Consider the following 21926-nt stretch of genomic DNA (forward strand, 5'->3'; position numbering starts at 1 on the left):
GTCCTGCCGGCGCTCGGGTACCACCCGGACGCAGGCATACCGCACAACGATAACGGGTATAGCTGCGCGGCTGAAAACCGGGCAGGTCAGGCGATCGCTCGAGCGATGGCCTGACCTGCGCGGAAGCGGTACGTCCAGAAAGAACCGCGGTGAGCTAGTTCTTCTGGATCTGGTCGAAGCTCAGCTCGACCGGGGTCTCGCGGCCGAAGATCTCGACGAGGCCCTTGACCTTCTTGGAGTCCGGGTTGATCTCGTTGATCGTGGCCTGGAGCGTGGCGAACGGGCCGTCGGTGACGGTGACGGAGTCGCCGACCTCGAAGTCCAGCACCTGGACCTCGACCTTGCGCTGCGGAGCCGGCTTGCCCTCGGCCTCGGCGGCCTCGCGGGCGGCCTTCTCCTCCGCCTCGGGGGCGAGCATCTTCACGATCTCGTCCAGGGACAGCGGGTACGGGTCGTAGGCGTTGCCCACGAACCCGGTGACGCCCGGGGTGTTGCGGACGACGCCCCAGGACTCGTTCGTCAGGTCCATGCGGACGAGGACGTAGCCGGGCAGCTTGTTCTGCCGGACGGTCTTGCGCTCGCCGTTCTTGATCTGGACGATCTCTTCCTCGGGCACCTCGGCCTGGTAGATGAAGTCCTCGACGTTCAGCGAGACGGCACGCTGCTCCAGGTTCGCCTTCACACGCTTCTCGTAGCCGGCGTAGGTGTGGATGACATACCACTCGCCGGGCAGCGTGCGCAGTTCCTCACGGAGCTTGGTGACCGGGTCGACCTCGGCCTCCGGCTCCTGCTCCTCGGCCTCACCCCCGGGCGCCTCGTCCACGACGTGGACGGCGGCCTCCTCGGCCGGCTCGCCCGCGGCGGCCTCGGCAGCCTCGGCCTCGTCGACCTCGTCCGCACCTTCGACGATGTCGAGCTCGTCATCCACGGACTCGGTCGGCTCGATGGCGTCGTTCAGGTTCGGGTCAGACACGGTGGCTGCTTCTTCCTGGATACATAGGGGTGGAACATGCGAAAAGGGGCGCCGGTAACCGCGGCGCCCTTCGCTCGTGGCTCAGCCGAAGACGTACTTGGCCGCGTGGTTGAGCCCATAGTCAATCACGGTCACCAGGCCGATCATGATGACGACGAAGACAATCACCACGGTCGTGTACGTCGTCAGCTGATTGCGGGTCGGCCAGACGACCTTGCGGAGTTCCGCGATGATCTGACGGTAGAAGAGAGCAAGGCGCTTGAGCGGGCCCTTCTTGCCACGCTTGCCACCCTTGCGGGCCTTCTTGGATTCCGTCACCTCGTCCTGGGCATCAGGCGTGTCGAGGGAGCCCACGGCGTCCGTCATTCATCCTCACCTGATTCCGGGTCGTGGCCGTGCCGCGCCCGGTCGAGCCGCACGGCGGTGCATTGCTGTACGTACATGCGCACACATCCTGGCGAAGGTGTGTGTAGCAGGGCCGGAGGGACTCGAACCCCCAACCGCTGGTTTTGGAGACCAGTGCTCTACCAATTGAGCTACGACCCTTTGTGTGTCCCCCAACGTACCGCATACGACCGGATGCTCGGTGTGCACCAGGTGCGACAGCGGCTGCTGAAGGCCAACGAGGTGAGAGTGTACGTGTTCCGGAGCCGGTCGTCGAACAGAAAGTGCCCAACCGGCTCCGGTCGATGGAAGATCGCCTGGCAGGAGACGGGATCCGGACGGATGTCCAGAGGTTCCACCGGCCTTGTTCACCCTGTGAAACCCGCGTGCCCCGGGCGTTTCCGGTCTGAAACGATGGACGGCATGAGCGCTGCAACCCCTCCCACCGAGCGCCGGGTCTCCGCCCGCATCGGCGCGATCTCCGAGTCCGCCACCCTCGCCGTGGACGCCAAGGCCAAGGCCCTCAAGGCCGCCGGGCGTCCCGTGATCGGCTTCGGCGCCGGCGAGCCGGACTTCCCGACCCCCGACTACATCGTCGAGGCCGCCGTCGAGGCCTGCCGGAACCCCAAGTACCACCGCTACACGCCGGCCGGCGGCCTGCCCGAGCTGAAGGCCGCGATCGCCGCGAAGACGCTGCGCGACTCCGGCTGGGAGCCGGACGTCTCGCAGATCCTGGTCACCAACGGCGGCAAGCAGGCCATCTACGAGGCGTTCGCCGCGATCCTCGACCCGGGCGACGAGGTCATCGTGCCGGCGCCGTACTGGACGACGTACCCGGAGTCGATCCGTCTGGCCGGCGGTGTCCCGGTCGAGGTCGTCGCGGACGAGACCACCGGCTACCGCGTGTCGGTCGAGCAGCTGGAGGCCGCCCGCACGGAGAAGACCAAGGTCGTCCTCTTCGTCTCCCCGTCCAACCCGACCGGCGCGGTCTACTCCGAGGCCGAGACCGAGGCGATCGGCCGCTGGGCCCTCGAACACGGCCTGTGGGTGCTGACCGACGAGATCTACGAGCACCTGGTCTACGGCGACGCCGTCTCGGTGTCCCTGCCGGCGCTCCTGCCCGAGCTGCGCGACAAGTGCGTCGTCGTCAACGGCGTGGCGAAGACGTATGCCATGACCGGCTGGCGCGTGGGCTGGGTCATCGGCCCGAAGGACGTGGTCAAGGCCGCGACCAACCTCCAGTCGCACGCCACGTCGAACGTGTCGAACGTCTCCCAGGCCGCGGCCCTCGCCGCCGTCTCCGGCGACCTGGAGGCGGTCGCGAAGATGCGCGAGGCCTTCGACCGGCGGCGGAAGACCATCGTGCGGATGCTCAACGAGATCGACGGTGTGCTCTGCCCGGAGCCGGAGGGCGCGTTCTACGCCTATCCGTCGGTGAAGGCGCTGATCGGCAAGGAGATCCGCGGCAGGCGCCCGCAGACCTCGGTGGAGCTCGCCGCGCTGATCCTGGAGGAGGCCGAGGTCGCGGTCGTCCCGGGCGAGGCCTTCGGCACGCCGGGCTACCTGCGCCTGTCCTACGCCCTCGGTGACGAGGACCTGGTGGAGGGCGTGAGCCGGATCCAGAAGCTGCTGGCGGAGGCGCGGGACTGAGGTCCGCTTCCGCTTGCGGGCGCTCGCAGGCCACTCACGTGAGTGGCCTGCGAGCGCCCCTTCGTTTGTGCGAGCAAGACCACGAATGGGGAAACGACTACCGGGGCACGGGGAACGTGCGGCACCATCCAGGAATGGAGCGTGTACGTGATCTCTCTGAGCTGCCGAAAGCCCATCTGCACCTGCACTTCACCGGGTCGATGCGGCCCACCACCCTGCTGGAACTGGCCGACAAGCACGGCGTACGGCTGCCCGACGCGCTGACGGCGGCCCTGGTCAGCGGGGAGCCGCCGCGGCTGCGGGCGACGGACGAGCGGGGCTGGTTCCGCTTCCAGCGGCTGTACGACGCGGCACGCTCCTGTCTGCGGGAACCGGAGGACATCCGGCGGCTCGTGCTGGAGGCCGCCGAGGAGGATGTCCGGGACGGCTCGGGGTGGCTGGAGATCCAGGTCGACCCGACCTCGTACGCACCGCGCCTGGGCGGGCTGATTCCGGCGCTGGAGATCATCCTGGACGCGGTGGAGACGGCGTCGCGCGAGACGGGCCTCGGGATGCGGGTCCTGGTCGCCGCGAACCGTATGAAGCACCCCCTGGACGCCCGTACCCTGGCCCGCCTCGCGGTGCGCTACCGGGACCGCGGCGTGGTCGGCTTCGGCCTGTCGAACGACGAACGCCGGGGCATGGCACGGGACTTCGACCGGGCCTTCGCGATCGCCCGGGACGGCGGCCTGTTCGCGGCCCCGCACGGCGGCGAGCTGACCGGCCCCGCCTCGGTCCGCGACTGCCTGGACGACCTCCGGGCCCACCGGGTGGGCCACGGGGTGCGCGCGGCCGAGGACCCGCGGCTGCTGAGCCGCCTGGCCGACCGGGGCGTGACCTGCGAGGTGTGCCCGGCCTCGAACGTGGCCCTCGGCGTGTACGACAAGCCCGAGGACGTCCCCCTGCGCCGGCTGTACGAGGCGGGTGTCCCGATGGCCCTGGGCGCCGACGACCCGCTGCTCTTCGGCTCCCGGCTGGCGGCGCAGTACGAGATCGCCCGCCGCCACCACTCCTTCACGGACGTCGAACTGGCGGAACTGGCCCGCCAGTCGATCCGCGCGTCGGCGGCCCCCGAGGACGTGCGCGCCAAGCTGCTGTCCGGGGTCGACGACTGGCTGGCGAACTGACGGACGGCCGCGGAGGGTGTGCCGGTCAGGACCGGGCCATGGCGCCAATCACCATGGGCAGCGTCTCCTTGTGGAAGATGCCGTCGGCCAGTGACCCGCCGACGGTCCTGCCGTCCACCTTCATGGTGGGCGTGCCGGTCACGCCCGACGCGTCGAAGGCCTTCTCGGAGGCGGTCACGAAGTCGCGGTGCTTCATGCCCTTCACCGCCGCGTCGAACTCCGCGCCGCGCAGGCCCGGGACCTCGGAGGCCATGTCCAGCAGGAAGGCGTCGGTGTAGCCGTCGACCTCCTCCTCGGGCTGGTGCGCGAAGAGCACCTCGTGGTACTCGGCGAACCTGCCCGCGTCCAGGGCGGCCCGCAGGGCGTTGGCGGCCTTCTTCGAGCCCTCGCCGCCGAGCCCGTCGTCGAGGAACGAGGCCAGCGTGTACTCGGCCCGGACCTCGCCGGACAGGATCAGCTCGCGCAGGCCCTCGCCGCCGCCCCGGGTCTCGAACTCCGCGCAGACCGGGCAGCGCAGGTCCTCGTACAGGTGGACGACGGTCTGTGCGCGGGGGGATCCCACGCGGACGGTGGTGCCGTCCGGTGCGAGCGTCTCGTCGATCTCCCCCACGCTCGTGTACGACGCCGCCGCGTCCGGCTCCCCGCCTCCGGTCGGCGCGGCGCCCCTGCCGCATCCCGTGGCGAGCACGGCCGCAAGGACGGCGGCGGCGACGGCCGTCACGGCACGTCGGCCGCGTCGTTCCCACATGGTCTTCCCCTCCCCTTGTGCCCTGTGAAGGACGAGGACCGACCCTATGTGATCTTCGTACGGCGCCCCAGCCGGTTTCCGGGTGGCTACAGGCTCACGCCGACCGTCACCGGCTCGTTGACCAGGGTGATGCCGAAGGCCTCGCGGACCCCGGCCACCACCTCGCGGGCCAGTGCGAGCAGGTCCTCCGTGGTCGCGGCGCCGCGGTTGGTGAGGGCGAGGGTGTGCTTGGTGGAGATGCGGGCCGGTCCGGTGCCGTAGCCCTTGGTGAAGCCCGCCTTGTCGATCAGCCAGGCCGCGGAGGTCTTGGTGTGCCCCTGCCCCGCCGGATAGGCGGGGGGCTCGGCGCCGTCGCCGAGCCGCTTCCGCGCGCGCGTACGGAACACGGCGAAGTCGGCGTCCGTGAGGATCGGGTTGGTGAAGAAGGAGCCGGCGGACCAGGTGTCGTGGTCCTCGGGGTCCAGCACCATGCCCTTCCCGGCCCGCAGCTTCAGCACGGTCTCACGGGCGGTGGCGAGCGGTACCCGGTCGCCCGCCTCCACGCCGAGGACGCGGGCGGTCTCGGCGTACTTGACCGGCGCCGACAGCCCGTCCGCGTCCTCCAGGCCGAAGCGGACGCGCAGGACGACGTACCGCTCGGGGTCGGCCTTGAAGCGGCTGTGCCGGTAGGAGAACGCGCACTCCTCGTTGGCCAGGGTCACCGTGCGGCCCGCCCGGCGGTCGTAGGCGACGACCTCGGTGATCGTCGAGGACACCTCCTGGCCGTACGCCCCGACGTTCTGGATCGGGGTGGCGCCCGCGGAGCCGGGGATGCCGGACAGGCACTCGATGCCGGCGAGCCCCGCCTCGACGGTGCGCGCGACCGCGTCCGTCCACACCTCTCCGGCGGCCAGCTCCAGCGTCGTACCGCCGAGTTCGAAGCCGCGGGTGGCGATGCGCAACGCGGTGCCGTCGAAGCCCTTGTCGCCGATGACCAGGTTGGAGCCGCCGCCGATGACCAGCAGCGGTGTGCCGTGGGCATCGGCGTCGCGGACGGCCTCGATCACCTCGGCGTCGGTGGTCGCGGTGATCAGCCGGGTCGCGGGGCCGCCCAGCCGGAAGGTGGTCAGCGGGGCGAGGGGCGCGTCGTGGAGTTCCTGCACGCGCCCAAGACTACGAGACCCCGCTGACGGTCCCGCACCTCGGCGAGTGCGGGACCGCGGTGGCCGTCAGGCCAGGCGCACGACGGCCCGGGACATCCCGAGGACCTTCTGCCCGTTGCTCATGGCGGTCAGGTCGACCCGCACGGTGTTGTCGTCGAGCTTGGCCGCGACCTTGCCGGAGACCTCGATCACGGCCCCCTCGTCGTCGTTCGGGACGACGACGGGCTTGGTGAAGCGGACGCCGTACTCGACGACGGCGCCGGGGTCGCCCGTCCAGTCGGTGACCACGCGGATCGCCTCGGCCATGGTGAACATGCCGTGCGCGATCACGTCCGGGAGCCCGACCTCCTTGGCGAACTTCTCGTTCCAGTGGATGGGGTTGAAGTCCCCGGAGGCGCCCGCGTACTGGACGAGGGTGGCCCGGGTCACGGAAAAGGTCTGCGCCGTCAGCTCGGTGCCGACCTCGACGTCGTCGTAGGCGATCTTCGCCGTCATCGGTTTCCTCACGCCTCCTCGGCCGCGCGGGCCACGAGCTTGGTCCAGGCGGTCACGACGTGCTCGCCCGTCTCGTCGTGCACCTCGCCGCGGATGTCCAGGACGTCGTTGCCGGCCAGGGACTTGATCGACTCGATGGTGGAGGTGACGGTGAGCCGGTCGCCGGCGCGCACGGGCCGGGTGTAGGCGAACTTCTGGTCGCCGTGCACCACGCGGCTGTAGTCCAGGCCGAGCTGCGGGTCCTGGACGACCTGTCCTGCGGCCTTGAAGGTGATCGCGAAGACGAAGGTCGGCGGGGCGATCACATCGGGGTGGCCGAGCTCCTTGGCGGCTTCCGGGTCCGTGTACGCCGGGTTGGCGTCGCCCACCGCCTCCGCGAACTCACGGATCTTCTCCCGGCCCACCTCGTAGGGGTCGGTGGGCGGGTAGGACCGCCCCACGAAGGACTGGTCGAGCGCCATGGCTCGGCACCTCCTGGTGTCGCTGGGGTTTACGCAGCCCGGCGGGCGGTCCGGCTTTCACCGGCTCCCGCTGGACTTTCGCTGGGCTTTCGCACATGAAACAACATGAGGCCGCCCCCGTGGTGCGGGGGCGGCCTCATGTCTGAATCTGATCAGCGCGTCTCGCGGTGCGCGGTGTGCGCGTTGCAACGCGGGCAGTGCTTCTTCATCTCGAGCCGGTCGGGGTTGTTCCGCCGGTTCTTCTTGGTGATGTAGTTCCGCTCCTTGCACTCCACGCAGGCCAGCGTGATCTTCGGGCGGACGTCGGTGGCAGCCACGTGAGTGCTCCTTGACGAACGGGTAGGCTAGTTCAACGCAAGAAAGAGTAGCCGATCGAAGGACCGACCCCGCAATCGGCTACTGTGAGTAGCGGTGACCGGACTTGAACCGGTGACACAGCGATTATGAGCCGCTTGCTCTACCGACTGAGCTACACCGCTGCGATGCGATCGGGCCCCGCCTTGCGACGGGAACCTCTCACACCAGAGCCCCAAAACGGAATCGAACCGTTGACCTTCTCCTTACCATGGAGACGCTCTGCCGACTGAGCTATTGGGGCGAGCGAGGAAGACATTACACGCTCTGCGGCCGTTCACCCAAATCCGTTTCCCGGCACCGCCCCAGGTCCCGCGGCCACACCGGTACGACTATTGCGCTCCTCCCTCGCCAGGCCCGGCGGCCGCCCTAGGCTCGACTCACTCTGCGTGATCTTGCGTGGCCCGCGCGGCCTCGCGGTCCGCGCCCCGAACGTGTCCCGAACCCCCTGTCGCCCTGCGTACCTGGAGTGCGATGCCCCCCGGACAGCCGCCACCCCCCTCGTCCTCCTCGCCGGGCCCGTCCGGACGGACGGACCCGGACGGGCTGCTGCTGTGCGGAGCCCGGCTGACCGACGGGCGGACCGTGGACGTACGGCTGTCCGGTGAGCGCATCGAGGCGGTCGGCACCGCCGGCAGCCTCGGCGCGGGCGGCCCGCGGGGCGGCACGCCGCGCGTCGACCTCAGCGGCTACCTGCTCCTGCCGGCCCCGGCCGAGCCCCACGCCCACGCCGACACGGCCCTGACCGCCGACAGCGGCGGACCGGTGTCGTACGAACCGGAGGACGTCCAGCGCCGCACCACCGAGGCCGCGCTGCTGCAACTGGGGCACGGCGCGACGACCGTACGCGCACACGTACGCGTGGGCGACGTCCAGGGGCTCGGCGGCCTGACGGCGGTCCTGCGGGCCCGGCGGTCGCTGCGCGGGCTCACCGAACTGACGACGGTGGCGGTGCCGCGCGTGCTGACCGGGGCGGCCGGCGCGGACGGCCTGGCGATACTGCGGGACTCGCTCAAGATGGGCGCCTGCGTCGTGGGCGGCTGCCCGGACGTGGACCCCGACCCGACGGGCTACGTCGAGGCGGTCCTCGAAGTCGCCTCCGAGCACGGCTGCCCCGTCGACCTGCACACCGACGGCGCCGACCCGGCCCGCCTGGCGCGCATCGCGGCGATGGCGGGCGGGCTGCGCCCGGGAGTGACGCTGGGCCCGTGCGGCGGCCTGGCCCGGCTGCCCTCCGGGGCGGCCGGGCGGGCTGCGGACCAGCTGGCCGCGGCCGGGGTGAGGGTGGTGTGCCTGCCTCAGGGCTGCTGCGGCGGCGCCGAGGGACACGGGACGGCGCCGGTGCGGCTGCTGCGGGCGGCCGGGGTCCGGGTGGCCGCGGGCAGTGGCGCCCTGCGGGACGTGTCGAACCCGGTGGGGCGCGGCGACCCGCTGGAGGCCGCCTTCCTGCTGGCCTCACGGCACGGACTGCGCCCCGAGGAGGCCTACGACGCGGTGAGCGCGTCCGCCCGCGCGGTGCTCGGTCTGCCCGAGGTGCGGGTGGAGGCGGGTTTCCCCGCCGAGCTGCTCGCGGTGCGCGGCGACCGGCTCGCGGGGGCGCTGTCGCTCGCGTACAGCCGGATCGTGGTGCACCGGGGGCGCGTGGTGGCACGCACCAGCGCGGTACGGGAGTTCTGCGACTCCGCCGCCACGGTGGAGCTGGGGCTGCCGCGGCAGGGGCGGGGGGAGTTGTCCTGACGGTCCGTGCCGCAGGGCTGCGGCAGTGCCGCCAGGGGCGTGCGGGACACGGTGGAGCGCGCCCCGGGGCCTGGCCGAAGTCGTGCGGCGGATACGGCCGTCCGGGCGTACGGTCGGAAGCATGCGCATTGTCATCGCTGGTGGTCATGGTCAGATCGCGCTGCGGCTGGAGCGGTTGCTCGCCGCGCGCGGGGACGAGGTGGCGGGCATCGTCCGCCGTGCCGAGCAGAGCGAGGACCTGCGGGAGGCCGGCGCCGAACCGGTCGTGCTCGACCTGGAGTCGGCGTCGGTCGAGGAGGTCGCGCAGCTGCTGCGGGGCGCCGACGCGGCGGTGTTCGCGGCGGGCGCGGGCCCGGGCAGCGGCGCGGCGCGCAAGGACACGGTGGACAAGGGTGCGGCGGTGCTGTTCGCGGACGCGGCGGTACGCGCGGGCGTGCGCCGCCATCTGGTCGTGTCGTCGATGGGCGCGGACGCGGCGCACAAGGGCGACGAGGTCTTCGACGTCTATCTGCGCGCCAAGGGCGAGGCGGACGACCACGTCCGCCGTCAGGAGGCCCTGGACTGGACGATCCTGCGCCCCGGCTCGCTGACCAACGACGCCGGCACCGGCCAGGTGCGTCTGGAGGCCCACACCGGCCGCGGCATGATCCCGCGCGACGACGTGGCCGCCGTACTGGCCGAACTGGTGGAGACCCCGGCCACGGCCGGCCTGACCCTGGAACTCGTCAGCGGCTCGGCACCGGTGTCGGTGGCGGTGAAGTCGGTGGCGGGCAACTGAGTACGTCCGGGCGCCTCCGGCACCGACAACCGCTCAGAACAAGGGCATCTGCCCAGGACACTCCGGAACGGCATAGCCGTCCAACGACGGCTGCGCGGCGCCGAGTTGCGCCATCCGGCGCGATCCGGCACAGGAGGTCAGCCCGCCGCTCGCCCGCGTCCCGGGCGGGTCGTGCCGCGCGAACCGCCCGGCGACCACGGCGATCTCCCGACGGCACACGGGGCAGAGTCTGCGACGCGAGGACATGGCCCCAGTGTGCACGGCACCACCGACACCGACCCCGCGCCCACCCACAAAACCCGCTCCGGCCTGCCGTATAGGCCGATCAGAGGGGGGTCTTTCCCCAAGTGGCGGCGCCAGGATGCGAACCCGGGAAGGCTGAGCCGGCGGATTTACCGGCCGCGCCGCCCGGATTCAAGACGTCGTCATCGCCCTGTGGTGTCACTCCGCGTGTGTGCCCGCGCGCTCGCGTGCCGGCCCCGGCCCCCGTTCGGCGTGTCGAGGCGCCGGGTCGCCACGAGCAGCACTCCGACAAGGACCGACCACAGGACGATCACTCCGACAGGGCCGGTCCATAGACCGAACAGCCCGGCAGGAACAGCGCAGAACACGGCACCGATTGTCTGCACCCCGTGCTTTCCGAGGCGTGTCGGGAGCCCCGTCGCGGCGTAGTGAGGTGCGCGCGCGACCGCGTGTCCCCCCGCACAGGCGGCGAAGAGGCCGGTGGCAAGCAGGGCCAGGGCGATGGCCGTGGACCACAGAGGCAGTCCCTCGGGGTTGTCGTCGGAGTACTGCGTCACGCCGTCCTTGTGTACGGCGGTCGCGTACTCCCGCCACATGATGACGGTGACCACGTCTCCGGCACGCAGGTGCCTGAGCAGCGGCTCGGCTCCTCCCATGGCCACTTCCCGGGGCACGGGGCCGGGTCCGGTGAGCCGGAGGTCGTACCGCTGGTTCTTGGGCTGTTCCCTGATCTCCGTGCCGCGCACGGTGGCCTGGACGGGGCGCAGGCAGTCCTCGGTGACTGCCGTGTCACAGAGGCGAGCGGCTCGATACGCGCGCTCCTCGGCCATGTCGTCGGGCACGCGGGTCAGTCCGAGGCCGGCGAAGAAGATCAGCGCGGCGCCGAGCAGTAGGGCGACGGCTCCCCAGCAGCGGTGCCAGACGGTACGCAGTCGCGGCATGTCAGGCCCTCCGCCGCACGCGGGAGCAGACCGCGAACACGGCCATCGCGACCACCGGCCCCACCGCGGTCGCCATCCTGGCCGCCTCAGCCCACATCACCGGCCGGTCCCCGCCCACCACGTCGCCTTCCGCCTTCCCCGCCCTCCCCCGTCCGCGCCGTCGTGCCGGCGACCTCACATCGACGGCAATTGAGCCACACCCGTCCCTGCGTCGCCGTACCCGCCCCCCTGGGACCGATCGTGCCTGACGCGAGAGAGGTCGGGATTGGTGTGAAACTGAGCGCGGAAGGTAGTGATCCCCGTGTCGGACCCACCACACGCGTCCGCCGGTCCCGACGCCGCCGTCGACGAGAGCCGGCTGGAAGAGCTGATCATCGAGGCGCAGACGGCCCTGCCGTTCGAGCTGTCCGCCCTGGCGAACCGGTGCGCCTCGGCCCTCGGCCTGGACACCGCGCTGATCTACCTCGTCGACCTCCAGCAACGGCTGCTCATCCCACTCGACGAGACCTTGGAGCCGCTGCCGGTGGCCGACTCGTTGGCCGGCGGGGCGTACCGCACCGTCTCCCCACAGGTGGCCGACGCCGACGACGGCGTGATCATATGGATGCCCCTGGTCGACGGTGCGGAGCGGTTGGGCGTGCTGGCGATGCGGACCGCCGCGCTCGACGGGGTGCGTATGCGCCGCAGCCGGATGCTGGCCCATCTGTTCGCCATGCTGATCACCTCCAAGCGCGCCTACAGCGACTGGCTCGTCGCCCGCACCCGCACCGCGACCATGCGGTTGCCCACCGAGATGCTGCGGGCCTTCCTGCCACCCCGCACCATCGGCAGCAACAGGTGCGTCTCCACCGCGGTCCTGGAACCGGCGTACGACGTCGCCGGCGACGCCTTCGACCACTCGGTGGTCAAGGACGTACTGCACACGCTGATCCTCGACTCCATGGGGCACGATCTGACCTCCGGCCTGACTGCGTCGGTCGCCATGGCCGCGGCGCGGAACGCCCGCCGCGGCGGTGGCGACCTGGCCGACATCGTCGGCTCCGTCGACCAGGCGCTCGCCCAGTGGCTGCCCGACCAGTTCTGCACCGGCGTGCTGTGCCGGCTCGACGCGCAGACCGGGGTGCTGCGCTGGGTCAATTGCGGTCACCCGCCGCCGCTGCTGATCCGTGCCGAGCGGGTGGTCGACGGGGCACTGGACAGCCCCCCACAGCCCCCGCTCGGCCTGGTCGGCGAACTCGCCCCGACAGCCCGGCAGGTCCACCAGACGACACTGGAACCGGGCGACCACGTCCTGCTCTACACCGACGGCGTTGTGGAGGCACGCGAAACGGATGGAGTGGAATTCGGCCTCGACCGGTTCACCGACTTCATCATCCGCTCCTCCGCCGCCGGCCAGCGCCCGGCCGAGGTACTACGGCTGCTCATCCACGCCATCCTCGACCACCAGCGCAACCAGCTGCGGGACGACGCGACCATCCTGCTGTTCGAATGGCGCCCGTAGCACCGGTAACGGATCTTCGTCCCGAACTTGGCCGAGCGCTCGACCTTGGCCGACTGTTCCTCCCCCTTGCGACGCCGGTCCACGGAAGGCCAGCCACTCCGACGGTCCACCTCTGAGGCCGCGCCTGCGTGCTCGCTGCTTTCGCCGTCTCCTGCGGTCGCGGGGCGATCCGTAGCGGAGCAGTCTGGAAGGCATGGGCTCCAGGCAGGGACATGTGGGTCTCGGGCAGCCGTGGCAGCCTAGCCACCTGCTGCTGCTGATCCCTGTTGCGCTCATCGTCGTGATCACCGCCGCGGACATCGCGACTGGGCCGAACATCATTCTCAGCCCGCTGCTGGTGGTCGCGCCCACGCTCACCGCGTGGTTCGCGGGCCCCTGGACGACGGCCGGCATCGGGGCCCTGGCCATGGCGGGCGAGGCGGTCAGCAGCTGGCGCACCGGAATGCAGTCCTCACGGAACGCGATAGTGGAGGTGATCGCCATCGCGGTGATCACCTCGTTGATCGTGTTCCTGTGTGCGGTGCGCGACCGGCACGCACGCCAGATGGCCCGGGTCCGGTCGGTCGCCGAGGCGGCCCAGCAGGTGCTGATGTGGCCGCTGCCGAGCCGGCTCGGCCCGCTGCGGCTCGCCTGTGTCTATCTGGCTTCCGAGGAGGAGGCCGAGATCGGCGGCGACCTCTATGCCGCCGCCCGCACCGGCAGCGCGGCCCGCGTGATGATCGGCGACGTGCGGGGCAAGGGCCTGCCCGCCCTGGGCGAGGCCGCCCTCCTGCTCGGCGCCTTCCGCGAGGCCGCCCACCAGCAGGCCTCCCTGCCCGACCTGGCCGCTTCCCTGGAGCGGAGCATGACCCGCTACCTCGCCGACTTCGAACCGGAGGGCGAGGCGGGAGAACGCTTCGTGACCGCTCTTCTGGTCGAAATCACCGACGGCGAGCCTCTGGTCCGCATGACCAGCTGCGGTCACCCGGCCCCCCTGCTGCTCGGCCCGGACAACACCGTCCACGTGCCCCGCCTCCACCCCGGGCCCCCACTTGGCGTCGGCGTCACGGATCCCGACAACCACGTCGTCGATGTCCTGCCCTTCGGCCCCGAGGACACGCTGGTCCTGTACACCGACGGTGTCATCGAAGCCCGTGACCACAACGGCGTCTTCTACCCGTTCGCGGAACGCGCGGCCCAGTGGACCGATCATCCTCCCGAGGCGCTGCTCCACCAGATCGAACGCGACCTGCTCGCCCACACCGGCGGACGCCTCGGCGACGACGTCGCCCTCCTCGCCATCCGCCGGGCCCACATCCCGCACCCGGACCACCAGCTCCAGCGCGTCCAGCGCTACACCCCGGCGCCGGCGGCCGGCAGCTGCGGGACATAGCCGCCGAGGGCCTGGGCGAGGTCTCCTGGTCCCGGGTGGGAAGGCCGCCGGAGCAGGCTCGCAGGCCTTCGCCGGCGCTGATGACCGCTCAGCGGGCAGGTTCGAGCGGGCAACCACGGGTCTTCGAAGCCGGGCCCGCACCGCGTGGAGAGTGCTGCGGTCGCCAAGTGGGCCGCACTGGCCGATGATCAGCTCATGCGGTGCGTGAAAGAAGCCGGAGATGCAATGTGACGTTCACCCACGCGATGCAGCGTGCTGCCCAGGCATTCGAGGCCGTGGGTGCGATCGTGCTGGTCGTGGGCTTCGTCCTGTCCATGGTGGCCGCTGCTCGGGCCTGGCGGAAGTCACGGCGCTCCGCCGACGGGTATCTGGCTCTCCGGCGGTGCTTCGGTGGCGCCTTGCTGCTGGGGCTTGAGGTTCTCGTCGCCGCAGACCTCATCCGTACTGTCGCGGTCGCGCCGACACTGGACAACGTAGGTGTACTGGGCCTGATCGTGTTGATCCGGACCTTCCTCAGCTTCTCCTTGGAGGTCGAGCTCGAGGGGGTCGCGCCGTGGCGTCGGGCGCTGGCCAACAGCGCCGGAAGCGTCCGGCGGGCCGCCACACGGGCGGCCGGCAGCCAGCCCCCTCCCCCAGCCGGCGACTAGAAGGGCCGGCACGCTCCACACGAGGAAGACGGCCATGGAGGGGTGCCGTGTGCCGGCGCCCCGCCGAATACGGGACTGTCCTGACGGCCTGATCACCACACCGAGCGTGTCCGTCAAACCGGACCATGCGCAGCCGGACCAGGGCCTGGTCGCCCGCTGGTAACTCAGCGTGGATGCTCGGCCGGACCTCCACGATGGCGTCGGCGTCCTCCTGGTCGCCCTCCTCGTCGCGCCAGAGGTAGACCCGCACGTGCTTCGCCCGGTGAAGGCCGCGCACCTTCCACTCGGTCATCAGGTCGGCGACGACAAGAGAAAGGGCGTACTGGGGACCCTCGCTCGAATCGTCGGCGGTGATCGTGCCCCGCCACCGTTCGGGGTCGCTGCCGTAGGGGCGCCATCCCTCCGAGCCGTGCGGCTCGAACACCCGGTACACCCAGTCCGTCTCGGTGCCCATGGCACCGATCCTGTCACTGCAAGAAGCACCATGCGCCGCATCGGGTCCACCCTCGCCGACCACACGCCGTCCGCATCCGATGCTGAATCGAACAGCGGCAGGGAACGAAGAAACCCCCTCCGACCTGCCGTAAGGGCTGGTCGAAGAGGGTTTTTCCCAGAGTGGCGGCGCCAGGATTCGAACCTGGGAAGGCTGAGCCGGCAGATTTACAGACTCCGGCGAACGATCACGCTTGCCAGAGCATCAGCGCAGGTCAGCCGCTCTGATCACTCGCCTCTTGGCTGTCTTCCCTGTCGGCGTGCAACGTCCGTGCCACATCATTCTTGGGCCGCTTGGCGCTCATGGCCTGTCTGGCACGCGCCCGCTTGGCCCTCTCGTGTTCGGCGTTGAGCTGCTTGGCGATCTCGGCATCCTGGCCATCGCGCGACCGTGCGTAGTGCCGAGTCGTGACGCTCGCATTGGCGTGACCGAGGCGCTTGGCCGCAGCCATGACGCCGTGCCGGTCGGCCACCTGGGAGGCATGCGTAGCCCGCAGATCCTGCGGGGTCACGTCCTTGAGACCGGCGCGGTCAACGGCCTTGTCGAAGTGCGTACGGCGCCAGGAGTTGTACCGAAGCGGGCGCCCGGTGCGGCCGAGGAACAGCAGCGCTTCCGGATCGTCGGCCACCTTCGTGGACAGGTGCTGTCGCAGCTCCGTGACCAGGTACGCGGGCAGCGTCAGAGGCCGCTTCTGATGCGACTTGGGAGTGTCGAAGAACAACTGTCCGCCGTCCTCCGCCAACGCCTCATCCACCCAGATCAAGCCGTTGACCAGGTCGACATCCTTCCGGCGCAGTGCGAACGCCTCACCGATCCGGAGACCGGCGTAGGCGAGGAGCTTGACCAGGAGGTCATGCGGCGGATTGAGGTTCGAGACCAGGCGCTCAATCTCGCGCGTGCTCAGGATGTGCGGTTCCGTCTCGGGGAGACGCGGCAGCTTGATCCCCCGGCAGGGCGTGACCGCGATCAGGTCATTGTCGACAGCCGACGCGAAGACCTGGGAGAGCACCCGGTACGCCGTGCGGGCACGCGAGGCGCTGATCCCCGCTTTCTGGAGTCCGCCAAGCCACTCCTTGACGTGGATCGGACGCACCGCCGACAGTTCGTAGCCGCCCATCCTCGGATTGATCCACAGACGGAGCAGCCCCGCATACAGGGTCACGGTCCGCCGCTTGAGATGCGGGGATGCCGAGTCGAACCAGCGCTTGCCCCACTCTTCCACGGTGATCTTTCCGGCGCTTGGATCACGGAACGACCCCTTGAGGATCTCCGCCTCAGTAGTCGTGAGCCAGACGTCAGCGTCGGTCTTGGTGGCGAAGGTGTTCGGCGCAGACCGCAGGACGCCGGTTGCGGGATCACGGTAGCGCGCCTGCCAGCGACCGGACTTGAGTTGCCGGACAGCACCAAAGCGCCGGCGCTTGCCTCGGTTGTTCGGCATCAGGCCACCGCCTTCAACCGCAACCGGGAGGGCCGGACCGGCTCAACCGTGTTGGTCTCGATGTAAGCCGCTACCGCGCTCTCTGGGATGCGGACGTGTCGGCCGACCTTCACGAAGGTGATCCGGCGTTCCTCGATGAGCCGCCGTGGGAAGCGGACGGTCGTCCCGAGGAGCTCGGCCACCTGTTGCACGGTGAGAAGCCGCTCAGCCATCACCAATCTCCCTCCCCTTCCAGATCGACCAAGTCGGCCAGTGCTTCGCGTGCTGTCTCGCGGTTCAGTCGGATGTCCTTTGCGATCGAGGCGGCGAGCCAGGATTCGCCGGGGGTGTGGCCCTGTCCGGCGTAGGTCCAGTGGGCGAGCACGAGCGTGGAGCCCTCCGTGTCGTCGAGGTCTTCGGAGAACCCGCGTTCGTGGCGTTCCTGCCGGGCGCGGTAGTCGGCCCGCACCTGGCGCAGCGCGCCGAGGGTGGTGGAGTAGCGGCGCGACTTGGTGGAGAAGTGCCCGCGGAAGCCGAGCATGTGAGCCCAGCGCCACAGCAGCCGTTCCGGGTAGGCGTCATCGAGCGCCCAGCACGCTTCGATCAGTCGTCGCGTGTGCGCGGGTAAGGACAGCTTGTCGAGTTCGGCCAGCTCCCCGATGCGGCGGTCAACGGTGCCGGTGGTCTCGGCGGCTTTGGTGGCGTACTTGGCGACGTAGGAGGCAACGGCCTGTTCGGTCAGTTCCTCGTGGCCCAAGGCGCCGATGGCCTGTACGTCGACTTGCGAGCCCCAGCGCAGGACGCGAGCCGGGAAGTCACCGGCCGCAGGCACCGGCACCGCGACACGGGCAGCGGCGGCCCGGATCGCCTCATCCAGGAGCGCGACAGTGGCCCATGTCGGCGGAGCGGTGTCGGGGCCGTCTGGACCGTCGAGCCGCACCACGGCATGGAAGTGCACGGCCCCACGCTTCTGGAATTCGGCGACCTTGCCGAAGGCGACCCGGCACACCTCCCGCATGGCCGTCTGCGTGATGCCCGCACGGGCGGCGATCTCTCGGCGCAGGTAGATGGTGAAGCGGCGCCACAGGTCCCCGGCGTGGTTGTTCCACAGCACGGACCCGGCGTAGTCGTACGAGGCCGGGTCGAGGGCCGTGCCGAGCGCCGGGTCATCCTCGGCGTGCCGGGCACCGCAGCGGCATCGGCCGGAGTCGGGACGGTTGTGGACCGGGCCGAACGAGGGGGCGGTGAGGGTGGCGAAGACGCGGGGGTGATCCCGCACGGTCGCGGGCACGTCCTTGCGTTCGTCGCCGGTGATTCCGGCGCGGATCAGGTGGTAGGTGTCCCCGGCGTAGGTCCAGGCGCAGGCCGGGCAGCGGGAGGCCCGCCGGTTGCCGCAGGCCACCCGGAGCCGTCCGCCCGGTTCCTGCTCGGTCGAGTAGGAGTACAGGACGTCGCCCGTCTTGGCGTCGCGGGTGACGGTCTGGCCGACGAGGTGAATCGGATTCGAGCACCCGCCCGTGCGCTTGATCTGCTCTTGCCAGCGGTCGAAGCCGGGAGCGTTCGCCACCCGCAGCAGGTCAGCGACGGTCAGCGGGTCGGTACCCAAGGAGGCCGCAGCGCCAGCCACGGCCTCCGGGGCGACGGGGAACACCGTCATCCGGCCACCGCCAGCGAGGCACGGGCCACCGCGTGGAGCGCGCACGGCCGGTACAGGGGACCGTCGTCGTCGAACTCGTCCGGGGTCAGCGGCACGAGCCCGGTGTGACCGCCGTTGAACGGCCAGCGCGCCATCCAGCACGCGCACGGGATGCCGGACGGCTCAGAGCACCACTCCCACCGGCCGCCGAAGGACGGAACGCAGATGCAGGGCACCAGCGCACCCGGCAGACCCGACAGCTCTCCGCTGTCCACGGTCACCAGCGAGCCGACGCAGTCCGAGCACTGCTCGTCATCCTCGACCGGACGCGCGATGTGCAGGACCTCAAGTGTTCCAGCCATGATGGAACTTCCCTTCATGGGACTGGGGGCGGCGGTTCTACTTGGCGGTGGGAGCGCCGCCCCTGGCTTACGCCTGGGACCCAGTTGGACCCCTTGCTCAACTTGTTGGTACAAGCTCGATGCTGCACTGCTCGGCGACTCCCGTCAAGGGATTCGCGCACACATGTACCAACAAGTTGACCGAGTGCGTCATGATGGAGGGCATGAGCAAGCAGCCGAAGTACCGACAGGTCGCCGACGCCCTGCGTCGCGAGATCGACAGTGGCGTCTATGCGCCCGGCGCGCGGCTTCCTTCGGAGAGCGAGCTGTCGGCTCGTTTCGACGCCTCCAGGAACACCGTGCGGTCCGGCCTGAACCTCCTGGTCAGTCAGGGGCTGATCTCGTCCAGCCAAGGGCTTGGATACGAGGTCCGGAAGCACGAGGTGTTCGAGCTGAACGCCTCCCGGTTCGAGGACCTGAGCTTTCCGCAGAACGGCGACGCGTACTCCACCGATGTCACGAACGCAGGTCGGCGACCCCATCAAACCTTTCGGGTCGAACTGACCACCGCCAACGAGTACGTGGCGAAGCGGCTCAAGGTCGAGGAGGGTTCGAGGACCGTCCTGCGGTTCTGCCACCGCTTCGTTGATGATGTGCCGTGGTCAACCCAGGCCACGCAGTACCCAGAATGGCTGATCGAAAGGGCCCCCAGGCTGACGGAGCCGGGGGACATCGACGAGGGAACGACCCGGTACCTCGGGAGCCTCGGTATCGAGCAGATCGGATACGCCGACGAGATCGCCACTCGAATGCCGACGCCCGAGGAGGCCCGAATCCTGGAGATCGGCGCGGGGGTTCCCGTGTTGCTCTGGACACGTACGGGCTACTCCAGTGATCGGCCGATCCGTTGCACGATCACCACCTTCCGGGGCGACCTGAACCGGATGACCTACGAGATCGGCGACCTGTCCGCCCGGAACGAGAACGAGCCCCAGTGAAGATCAGTCCCGCCACACCAGATGACCTTGCCCGCTTGCTCGCGTTCCGCCAAGAGGCGGCATCGTGGCTCAGCAAGCTAGGCAGCGATCAGTGGAGCCGACCGTACCCGGCGGATCGGCTGCTGGCGACCATCGAGACCGGGACGGTGTTCATGGTCCGCGACGGCGATGCAACCCCAGCGACGATCACACTAACTCCCGAGGCGGAAGACGGGTTGTGGTCGGCCGAGGAGCTGAGCGAGCCCTCGATGTTCATCAACAAGCTCACCGTTGCCCGGACCCACGCGGGTCAAGATCTCGGCGGCAGGTTGCTGGATTGGGCAAGCGACCGGGCTTACCGATCCGGCGCGAAGTGGCTCCGCCTCGACGCGTGGACGACGAACCAGGCCCTACAGCGCTACTACCTTCAGCAGGGCTTTGAACACGTCCGGACCGTTCGAGAAGGCTCCGCCGTTAACGGAGGGCCCCGAGTATCTGGGTGGCTTGCTCAGAGGCCAGCACGGCCGACCGATCACGGGTTCGTAGACGAGAGTCCGGCACCGCAGCCCATCACAGAGTGAGCCCGTTACAGGTTTCTCTACCTCATCAAGCACCCGTCGTCGCTTCGCTCCTCCGGGCGGGCGCGGGCGGCCGGCGGCGCCCGCGCTCATGTCTCCGCCCCGCTCGGCACCGCCGGCCGCCCGCTCCCGCCCAAGAGGCAGACATACGGGCATGAGGTCAGAACACGTCGTGGCTGGGGCGGTCGGCTCCACGGCTTTAGGCAGCCACTTTGGGGCGAGCCTCTAAGATCATGGCCCCAACGTCGTGCTTTAGCGGGCAGGTCCACAGACTGCCCGACTCGCCGGAAGCTTACGGGGCCATGATCACTCGCCCCAAAGCAGCTCCAGCCCAAAGCCGCTCCGCCGACCTCTGCCGTTCGAGGCCCGCAGCGTCCATCCTCGGGGTATGCCGCTTTCCGCTGACGTCCTCGAACTGTGCCGGGCAACGTTCGCTCCGGAGTCGCTTGATCTCGCCCTTCGCACCCTGGAGACCTACGACGCTGAGCAGGCTGATCGAGTACACCGGGTCGCGATCCAGCTGAGTGAGGGGAAGCTGAACCGACTGGCCTGGTGGTTGGACGGGGCAGAGAAAAATCTGGAGACGTTCCTCTGGTACGGGGAAGATCCTGAAGAGACCGTCCGGCCGGAGACACGAGCGTTCGCGGTGGACTTCATGAACGCTTTCGCTGACAAGCACCTGCTGAAGCCACCGCAGTCTTCGAGCTGAGCAGGGGCCGTCTCTGGGCCGTCCGAGGCGAACCGACGTTGACAGATGATGACCAGTCCCGGCATCCACGCAGGTCACAGGCTCAGCTACAGTGAGCTGCCGCACGTGACAAACTTGGGTCGTCACTTCCAGAAGAACTGACCGAGAACCCTCACAAGCCCTTGACTCGGTCATTGAAACTCCCGGCCAAAGTCGCTACGCCGACCTACGAAGAATCCGCGCGCAGTCGGGACAGAGGTCACTTCACGGGATGCTGCCAGGCCGCCCAGCCCACCCAGAGGCTAGCCGCCATGAGCAGCACCGACGCCACGCCGACCGTAAGGTTAAAGACGGTCATTCCTGACCAAGCCGACCGCGAATCCGTGAGCTGGACCACCGACTTGCCGCGACGGAACAGCAACACAGCAAGCGCCGACATGACAGCTGCGGCTGCGAGATCGCCGCTCAGCAAAGCCTGTTTGCTATCTAGAGTCAGTCCCAATACGACGACGACGCTGGCCAAGATGCCCCACAGGACCATCATCACGACACCTTGTGAGTAGGCGAGCGCTCGCCTCGTGCGCCGTAGCTTGTGAGCCAGCTCCTCATAGCGTCCCCGCACCCATGTCTCGCTGGATCCGACCACCGAGAGCTCGACATCGCCGACGATCGCACTCATGCTGATGCGGACCAACCGATCGGAATCCGAGAGCTGTATGTCCAGATTGTCAAGATGGGAAGGCTCATCCAGTTCCGACAAGAAGTCGGCCAGGTTGTCAGCCGCAACCCGGTTGATCCCCTGTTCTGCCTCGATCCTCAGCCTTGCTCGATCAGTGGCATCACTGGTCAGTATGCGGATGATCTCTTCCAGTGACCCACGGGTCAGACGGCAGCCGTGAAAAGTCCCATCCCGAGAGCTTGTGCGCATTCCCGCCCCTGCAAGATCCAACGCGCCACGTCCGGCGACCTCCCACCGCGCCACGTGCGTGCCAGGTTGAGCGGGCACACACGGTAAGAGCCGGGGAATCGCTCTTCCATACACAAGCGGCCCCTGTCTGCGTTTCCGCAGTTCAGGGGCCACTCGTTCCCTTGTGGCGGCGCCAGGATTCGAACCTGGGAAGGCTGAGCCGGCAGATTTACAGTCTGCTCCCTTTGGCCGCTCGGGCACACCGCCTTGGGATGCCGCCGGTCCGACCGCTTTTCG

The 21926-nt window shown here is 69.5% G+C and carries 24 protein-coding genes and 4 tRNA genes; 10 read left to right on the forward strand and 18 right to left on the reverse strand.

What is annotated here, in order from left to right; translation table 11 throughout:
* Positions 1–154 precede the first annotated feature (154 nt).
* The 3 genes from nusG to TNCT6_RS12225 form a co-directional block, all read right to left on the reverse strand.
* Complete coding sequence (nusG, locus tag TNCT6_RS12215) at positions 155–973, reverse strand: transcription termination/antitermination protein NusG (RefSeq protein WP_141359394.1); 819 nt, start codon at positions 971–973, stop codon at positions 155–157.
* 81 nt (positions 974–1054) lie between these two features.
* The gene (gene secE, locus TNCT6_RS12220) at positions 1055–1339 is read right to left on the reverse strand and encodes a preprotein translocase subunit SecE (RefSeq protein ID WP_141359395.1); all 285 of its coding nucleotides are present in this window, start codon (positions 1337–1339) and stop codon (positions 1055–1057) included.
* A 107-nt stretch (positions 1340–1446) separates the two neighbouring features.
* A tRNA-Trp gene (locus tag TNCT6_RS12225) sits at positions 1447–1519 on the reverse strand.
* Between the two features lie 261 nt (positions 1520–1780).
* On the opposite strand from TNCT6_RS12225, the gene TNCT6_RS12230 reads away from it, so the two are divergent.
* Positions 1781–3007, forward strand: coding sequence for a pyridoxal phosphate-dependent aminotransferase (locus TNCT6_RS12230; protein ID WP_172632884.1), 1227 nt, complete (start codon positions 1781–1783; stop codon positions 3005–3007).
* A gap of 134 nt (positions 3008–3141) precedes the next feature.
* A complete protein-coding gene (locus TNCT6_RS12235) occupies positions 3142–4173 on the forward strand; it encodes an adenosine deaminase (RefSeq protein WP_141359397.1) in 1032 nt (343 codons plus the stop codon).
* Positions 4174–4198: 25 nt separating this feature from the next.
* Here TNCT6_RS12235 and TNCT6_RS12240 read toward each other — a convergent pair whose 3' ends face one another.
* The 7 genes from TNCT6_RS12240 to TNCT6_RS12270 form a co-directional block, all read right to left on the reverse strand.
* A complete protein-coding gene (locus tag TNCT6_RS12240; protein ID WP_141359398.1) occupies positions 4199–4921 on the reverse strand; it encodes a thioredoxin domain-containing protein in 723 nt (240 codons plus the stop codon).
* A gap of 86 nt (positions 4922–5007) precedes the next feature.
* Entirely contained in the window at positions 5008–6063 is a 1056-nt protein-coding gene (locus TNCT6_RS12245) for a UDP-N-acetylmuramate dehydrogenase (RefSeq protein ID WP_141359399.1), read from the reverse strand.
* Between the two features lie 66 nt (positions 6064–6129).
* Positions 6130–6558 carry a MaoC family dehydratase gene (locus tag TNCT6_RS12250; RefSeq protein WP_141359400.1) on the reverse strand — a complete coding sequence of 143 codons (429 nt, stop codon included), beginning with the start codon at positions 6556–6558 and terminating at the stop codon, positions 6130–6132.
* An 8-nt stretch (positions 6559–6566) separates the two neighbouring features.
* The gene (locus TNCT6_RS12255) at positions 6567–7019 is read right to left on the reverse strand and encodes a MaoC family dehydratase N-terminal domain-containing protein (RefSeq protein ID WP_141359401.1); all 453 of its coding nucleotides are present in this window, start codon (positions 7017–7019) and stop codon (positions 6567–6569) included.
* Between the two features lie 152 nt (positions 7020–7171).
* Positions 7172–7336 carry a 50S ribosomal protein L33 gene (gene rpmG, locus TNCT6_RS12260; RefSeq protein ID WP_003948671.1) on the reverse strand — a complete coding sequence of 55 codons (165 nt, stop codon included), beginning with the start codon at positions 7334–7336 and terminating at the stop codon, positions 7172–7174.
* Between the two features lie 89 nt (positions 7337–7425).
* Positions 7426–7498 (reverse strand) — tRNA-Met (locus TNCT6_RS12265).
* 46 nt (positions 7499–7544) lie between these two features.
* Positions 7545–7617 (reverse strand) — tRNA-Thr (locus TNCT6_RS12270).
* A 230-nt stretch (positions 7618–7847) separates the two neighbouring features.
* On the opposite strand from TNCT6_RS12270, the gene TNCT6_RS12275 reads away from it, so the two are divergent.
* Positions 7848–9110: an amidohydrolase family protein gene (locus tag TNCT6_RS12275; RefSeq protein WP_141359402.1), complete on the forward strand. Its 1263-nt coding sequence runs from the start codon at positions 7848–7850 to the stop codon at positions 9108–9110.
* A gap of 121 nt (positions 9111–9231) precedes the next feature.
* On the forward strand, positions 9232–9888 hold the full coding sequence (locus TNCT6_RS12280; protein ID WP_141359403.1) for an SDR family oxidoreductase: 657 nt from the start codon (positions 9232–9234) through the stop codon (positions 9886–9888).
* Positions 9889–9921: 33 nt separating this feature from the next.
* Here the strand turns inward: TNCT6_RS12280 and TNCT6_RS40810 are convergent, their stop codons facing one another.
* Positions 9922–10134, reverse strand: coding sequence for a hypothetical protein (locus tag TNCT6_RS40810; RefSeq protein ID WP_141359404.1), 213 nt, complete (start codon positions 10132–10134; stop codon positions 9922–9924).
* A gap of 179 nt (positions 10135–10313) precedes the next feature.
* Complete coding sequence (locus TNCT6_RS12290) at positions 10314–11072, reverse strand: hypothetical protein (protein WP_141359405.1); 759 nt, start codon at positions 11070–11072, stop codon at positions 10314–10316.
* 292 nt (positions 11073–11364) lie between these two features.
* On the opposite strand from TNCT6_RS12290, the gene TNCT6_RS12295 reads away from it, so the two are divergent.
* The 3 genes from TNCT6_RS12295 (at position 11365) to TNCT6_RS12305 (ending at position 14592) form a co-directional block, all read left to right on the forward strand.
* Positions 11365–12573 (forward strand): PP2C family protein-serine/threonine phosphatase, encoded by a 1209-nt coding sequence (locus tag TNCT6_RS12295; RefSeq protein WP_141359406.1) that lies wholly within the window; start codon positions 11365–11367, stop codon positions 12571–12573.
* Between the two features lie 193 nt (positions 12574–12766).
* Positions 12767–13945 carry a PP2C family protein-serine/threonine phosphatase gene (locus TNCT6_RS12300; protein ID WP_141359407.1) on the forward strand — a complete coding sequence of 393 codons (1179 nt, stop codon included), beginning with the start codon at positions 12767–12769 and terminating at the stop codon, positions 13943–13945.
* A 227-nt stretch (positions 13946–14172) separates the two neighbouring features.
* Complete coding sequence (locus tag TNCT6_RS12305; protein ID WP_141359408.1) at positions 14173–14592, forward strand: DUF1622 domain-containing protein; 420 nt, start codon at positions 14173–14175, stop codon at positions 14590–14592.
* Between the two features lie 707 nt (positions 14593–15299).
* On the opposite strand, the gene TNCT6_RS12310 is transcribed toward TNCT6_RS12305, so the two are convergent.
* From TNCT6_RS12310 to TNCT6_RS12325, 4 genes are read right to left on the reverse strand one after another with little or no spacing between them, the layout of a single operon-like run.
* Entirely contained in the window at positions 15300–16523 is a 1224-nt protein-coding gene (locus TNCT6_RS12310; protein WP_141359409.1) for a site-specific integrase, read from the reverse strand.
* Entirely contained in the window at positions 16523–16735 is a 213-nt protein-coding gene (locus tag TNCT6_RS12315; protein ID WP_141359410.1) for a helix-turn-helix domain-containing protein, read from the reverse strand. The genes TNCT6_RS12310 and TNCT6_RS12315 overlap by 1 nt, the downstream gene beginning before the upstream one ends.
* Positions 16735–18159: a replication initiator protein RepSA gene (repSA, locus tag TNCT6_RS12320; protein WP_141359411.1), complete on the reverse strand. Its 1425-nt coding sequence runs from the start codon at positions 18157–18159 to the stop codon at positions 16735–16737. Before repSA ends, TNCT6_RS12315 begins: the two co-directional genes overlap by 1 nt.
* Positions 18156–18500, reverse strand: a complete 345-nt coding sequence (locus TNCT6_RS12325; protein WP_141359412.1) for a hypothetical protein — start codon at positions 18498–18500, stop codon at positions 18156–18158. The genes repSA and TNCT6_RS12325 overlap by 4 nt, the downstream gene beginning before the upstream one ends.
* A 203-nt stretch (positions 18501–18703) precedes the next feature.
* Here TNCT6_RS12325 and TNCT6_RS12330 point away from each other — a divergent pair, with 203 nt between their 5' ends.
* The 3 genes from TNCT6_RS12330 to TNCT6_RS12340 all read left to right on the forward strand — a co-directional run bounded on the left by TNCT6_RS12330 (position 18704) and on the right by TNCT6_RS12340 (position 20743).
* Positions 18704–19477: a GntR family transcriptional regulator gene (locus TNCT6_RS12330; RefSeq protein WP_141359413.1), complete on the forward strand. Its 774-nt coding sequence runs from the start codon at positions 18704–18706 to the stop codon at positions 19475–19477.
* Positions 19474–20037 (forward strand): GNAT family N-acetyltransferase, encoded by a 564-nt coding sequence (locus TNCT6_RS12335; protein WP_141359414.1) that lies wholly within the window; start codon positions 19474–19476, stop codon positions 20035–20037. Before TNCT6_RS12330 ends, TNCT6_RS12335 begins: the two co-directional genes overlap by 4 nt.
* A 385-nt stretch (positions 20038–20422) precedes the next feature.
* Positions 20423–20743 (forward strand): hypothetical protein, encoded by a 321-nt coding sequence (locus tag TNCT6_RS12340; protein WP_141359415.1) that lies wholly within the window; start codon positions 20423–20425, stop codon positions 20741–20743.
* 238 nt (positions 20744–20981) lie between these two features.
* Here TNCT6_RS12340 and TNCT6_RS12345 read toward each other — a convergent pair whose 3' ends face one another.
* Both TNCT6_RS12345 and TNCT6_RS12350 read right to left on the reverse strand, forming a co-directional pair.
* Entirely contained in the window at positions 20982–21704 is a 723-nt protein-coding gene (locus TNCT6_RS12345) for a hypothetical protein (RefSeq protein WP_141359416.1), read from the reverse strand.
* Between the two features lie 110 nt (positions 21705–21814).
* A tRNA-Tyr gene (locus tag TNCT6_RS12350) sits at positions 21815–21896 on the reverse strand.
* Positions 21897–21926: the final 30 nt, after the last annotated feature.

It is taken from the genome of Streptomyces sp. 6-11-2 (genome assembly GCF_006540305.1).
Lineage (GTDB): Bacteria > Actinomycetota > Actinomycetes > Streptomycetales > Streptomycetaceae > Streptomyces.

Excerpts from the sequence above, each read along its gene's own strand:
- secE (WP_141359395.1), bottom strand. The coding sequence starts at position 1,339 with ATGACGGACGCCGTGGGCTCCCTCGACACGCCTGATGCCCAGGACGAG.
- TNCT6_RS12230 (WP_172632884.1), top strand. The coding sequence starts at position 1,781 with ATGAGCGCTGCAACCCCTCCCACCGAGCGCCGGGTCTCCGCCCGCATC.
- TNCT6_RS12235 (WP_141359397.1), top strand. The coding sequence starts at position 3,142 with ATGGAGCGTGTACGTGATCTCTCTGAGCTGCCGAAAGCCCATCTGCAC.
- TNCT6_RS12240 (WP_141359398.1), bottom strand. The coding sequence starts at position 4,921 with ATGTGGGAACGACGCGGCCGACGTGCCGTGACGGCCGTCGCCGCCGCC.
- TNCT6_RS12250 (WP_141359400.1), bottom strand. The coding sequence starts at position 6,558 with ATGACGGCGAAGATCGCCTACGACGACGTCGAGGTCGGCACCGAGCTG.
- TNCT6_RS12255 (WP_141359401.1), bottom strand. The coding sequence starts at position 7,019 with ATGGCGCTCGACCAGTCCTTCGTGGGGCGGTCCTACCCGCCCACCGAC.
- TNCT6_RS12275 (WP_141359402.1), top strand. The coding sequence starts at position 7,848 with ATGCCCCCCGGACAGCCGCCACCCCCCTCGTCCTCCTCGCCGGGCCCG.
- TNCT6_RS12280 (WP_141359403.1), top strand. The coding sequence starts at position 9,232 with ATGCGCATTGTCATCGCTGGTGGTCATGGTCAGATCGCGCTGCGGCTG.
- TNCT6_RS40810 (WP_141359404.1), bottom strand. The coding sequence starts at position 10,134 with ATGTCCTCGCGTCGCAGACTCTGCCCCGTGTGCCGTCGGGAGATCGCC.
- TNCT6_RS12290 (WP_141359405.1), bottom strand. The coding sequence starts at position 11,072 with ATGCCGCGACTGCGTACCGTCTGGCACCGCTGCTGGGGAGCCGTCGCC.
- TNCT6_RS12300 (WP_141359407.1), top strand. The coding sequence starts at position 12,767 with ATGGGCTCCAGGCAGGGACATGTGGGTCTCGGGCAGCCGTGGCAGCCT.
- TNCT6_RS12310 (WP_141359409.1), bottom strand. The coding sequence starts at position 16,523 with ATGCCGAACAACCGAGGCAAGCGCCGGCGCTTTGGTGCTGTCCGGCAA.
- TNCT6_RS12315 (WP_141359410.1), bottom strand. The coding sequence starts at position 16,735 with ATGGCTGAGCGGCTTCTCACCGTGCAACAGGTGGCCGAGCTCCTCGGG.
- repSA (WP_141359411.1), bottom strand. The coding sequence starts at position 18,159 with ATGACGGTGTTCCCCGTCGCCCCGGAGGCCGTGGCTGGCGCTGCGGCC.
- TNCT6_RS12325 (WP_141359412.1), bottom strand. The coding sequence starts at position 18,500 with ATGGCTGGAACACTTGAGGTCCTGCACATCGCGCGTCCGGTCGAGGAT.
- TNCT6_RS12330 (WP_141359413.1), top strand. The coding sequence starts at position 18,704 with ATGAGCAAGCAGCCGAAGTACCGACAGGTCGCCGACGCCCTGCGTCGC.
- TNCT6_RS12340 (WP_141359415.1), top strand. The coding sequence starts at position 20,423 with ATGCCGCTTTCCGCTGACGTCCTCGAACTGTGCCGGGCAACGTTCGCT.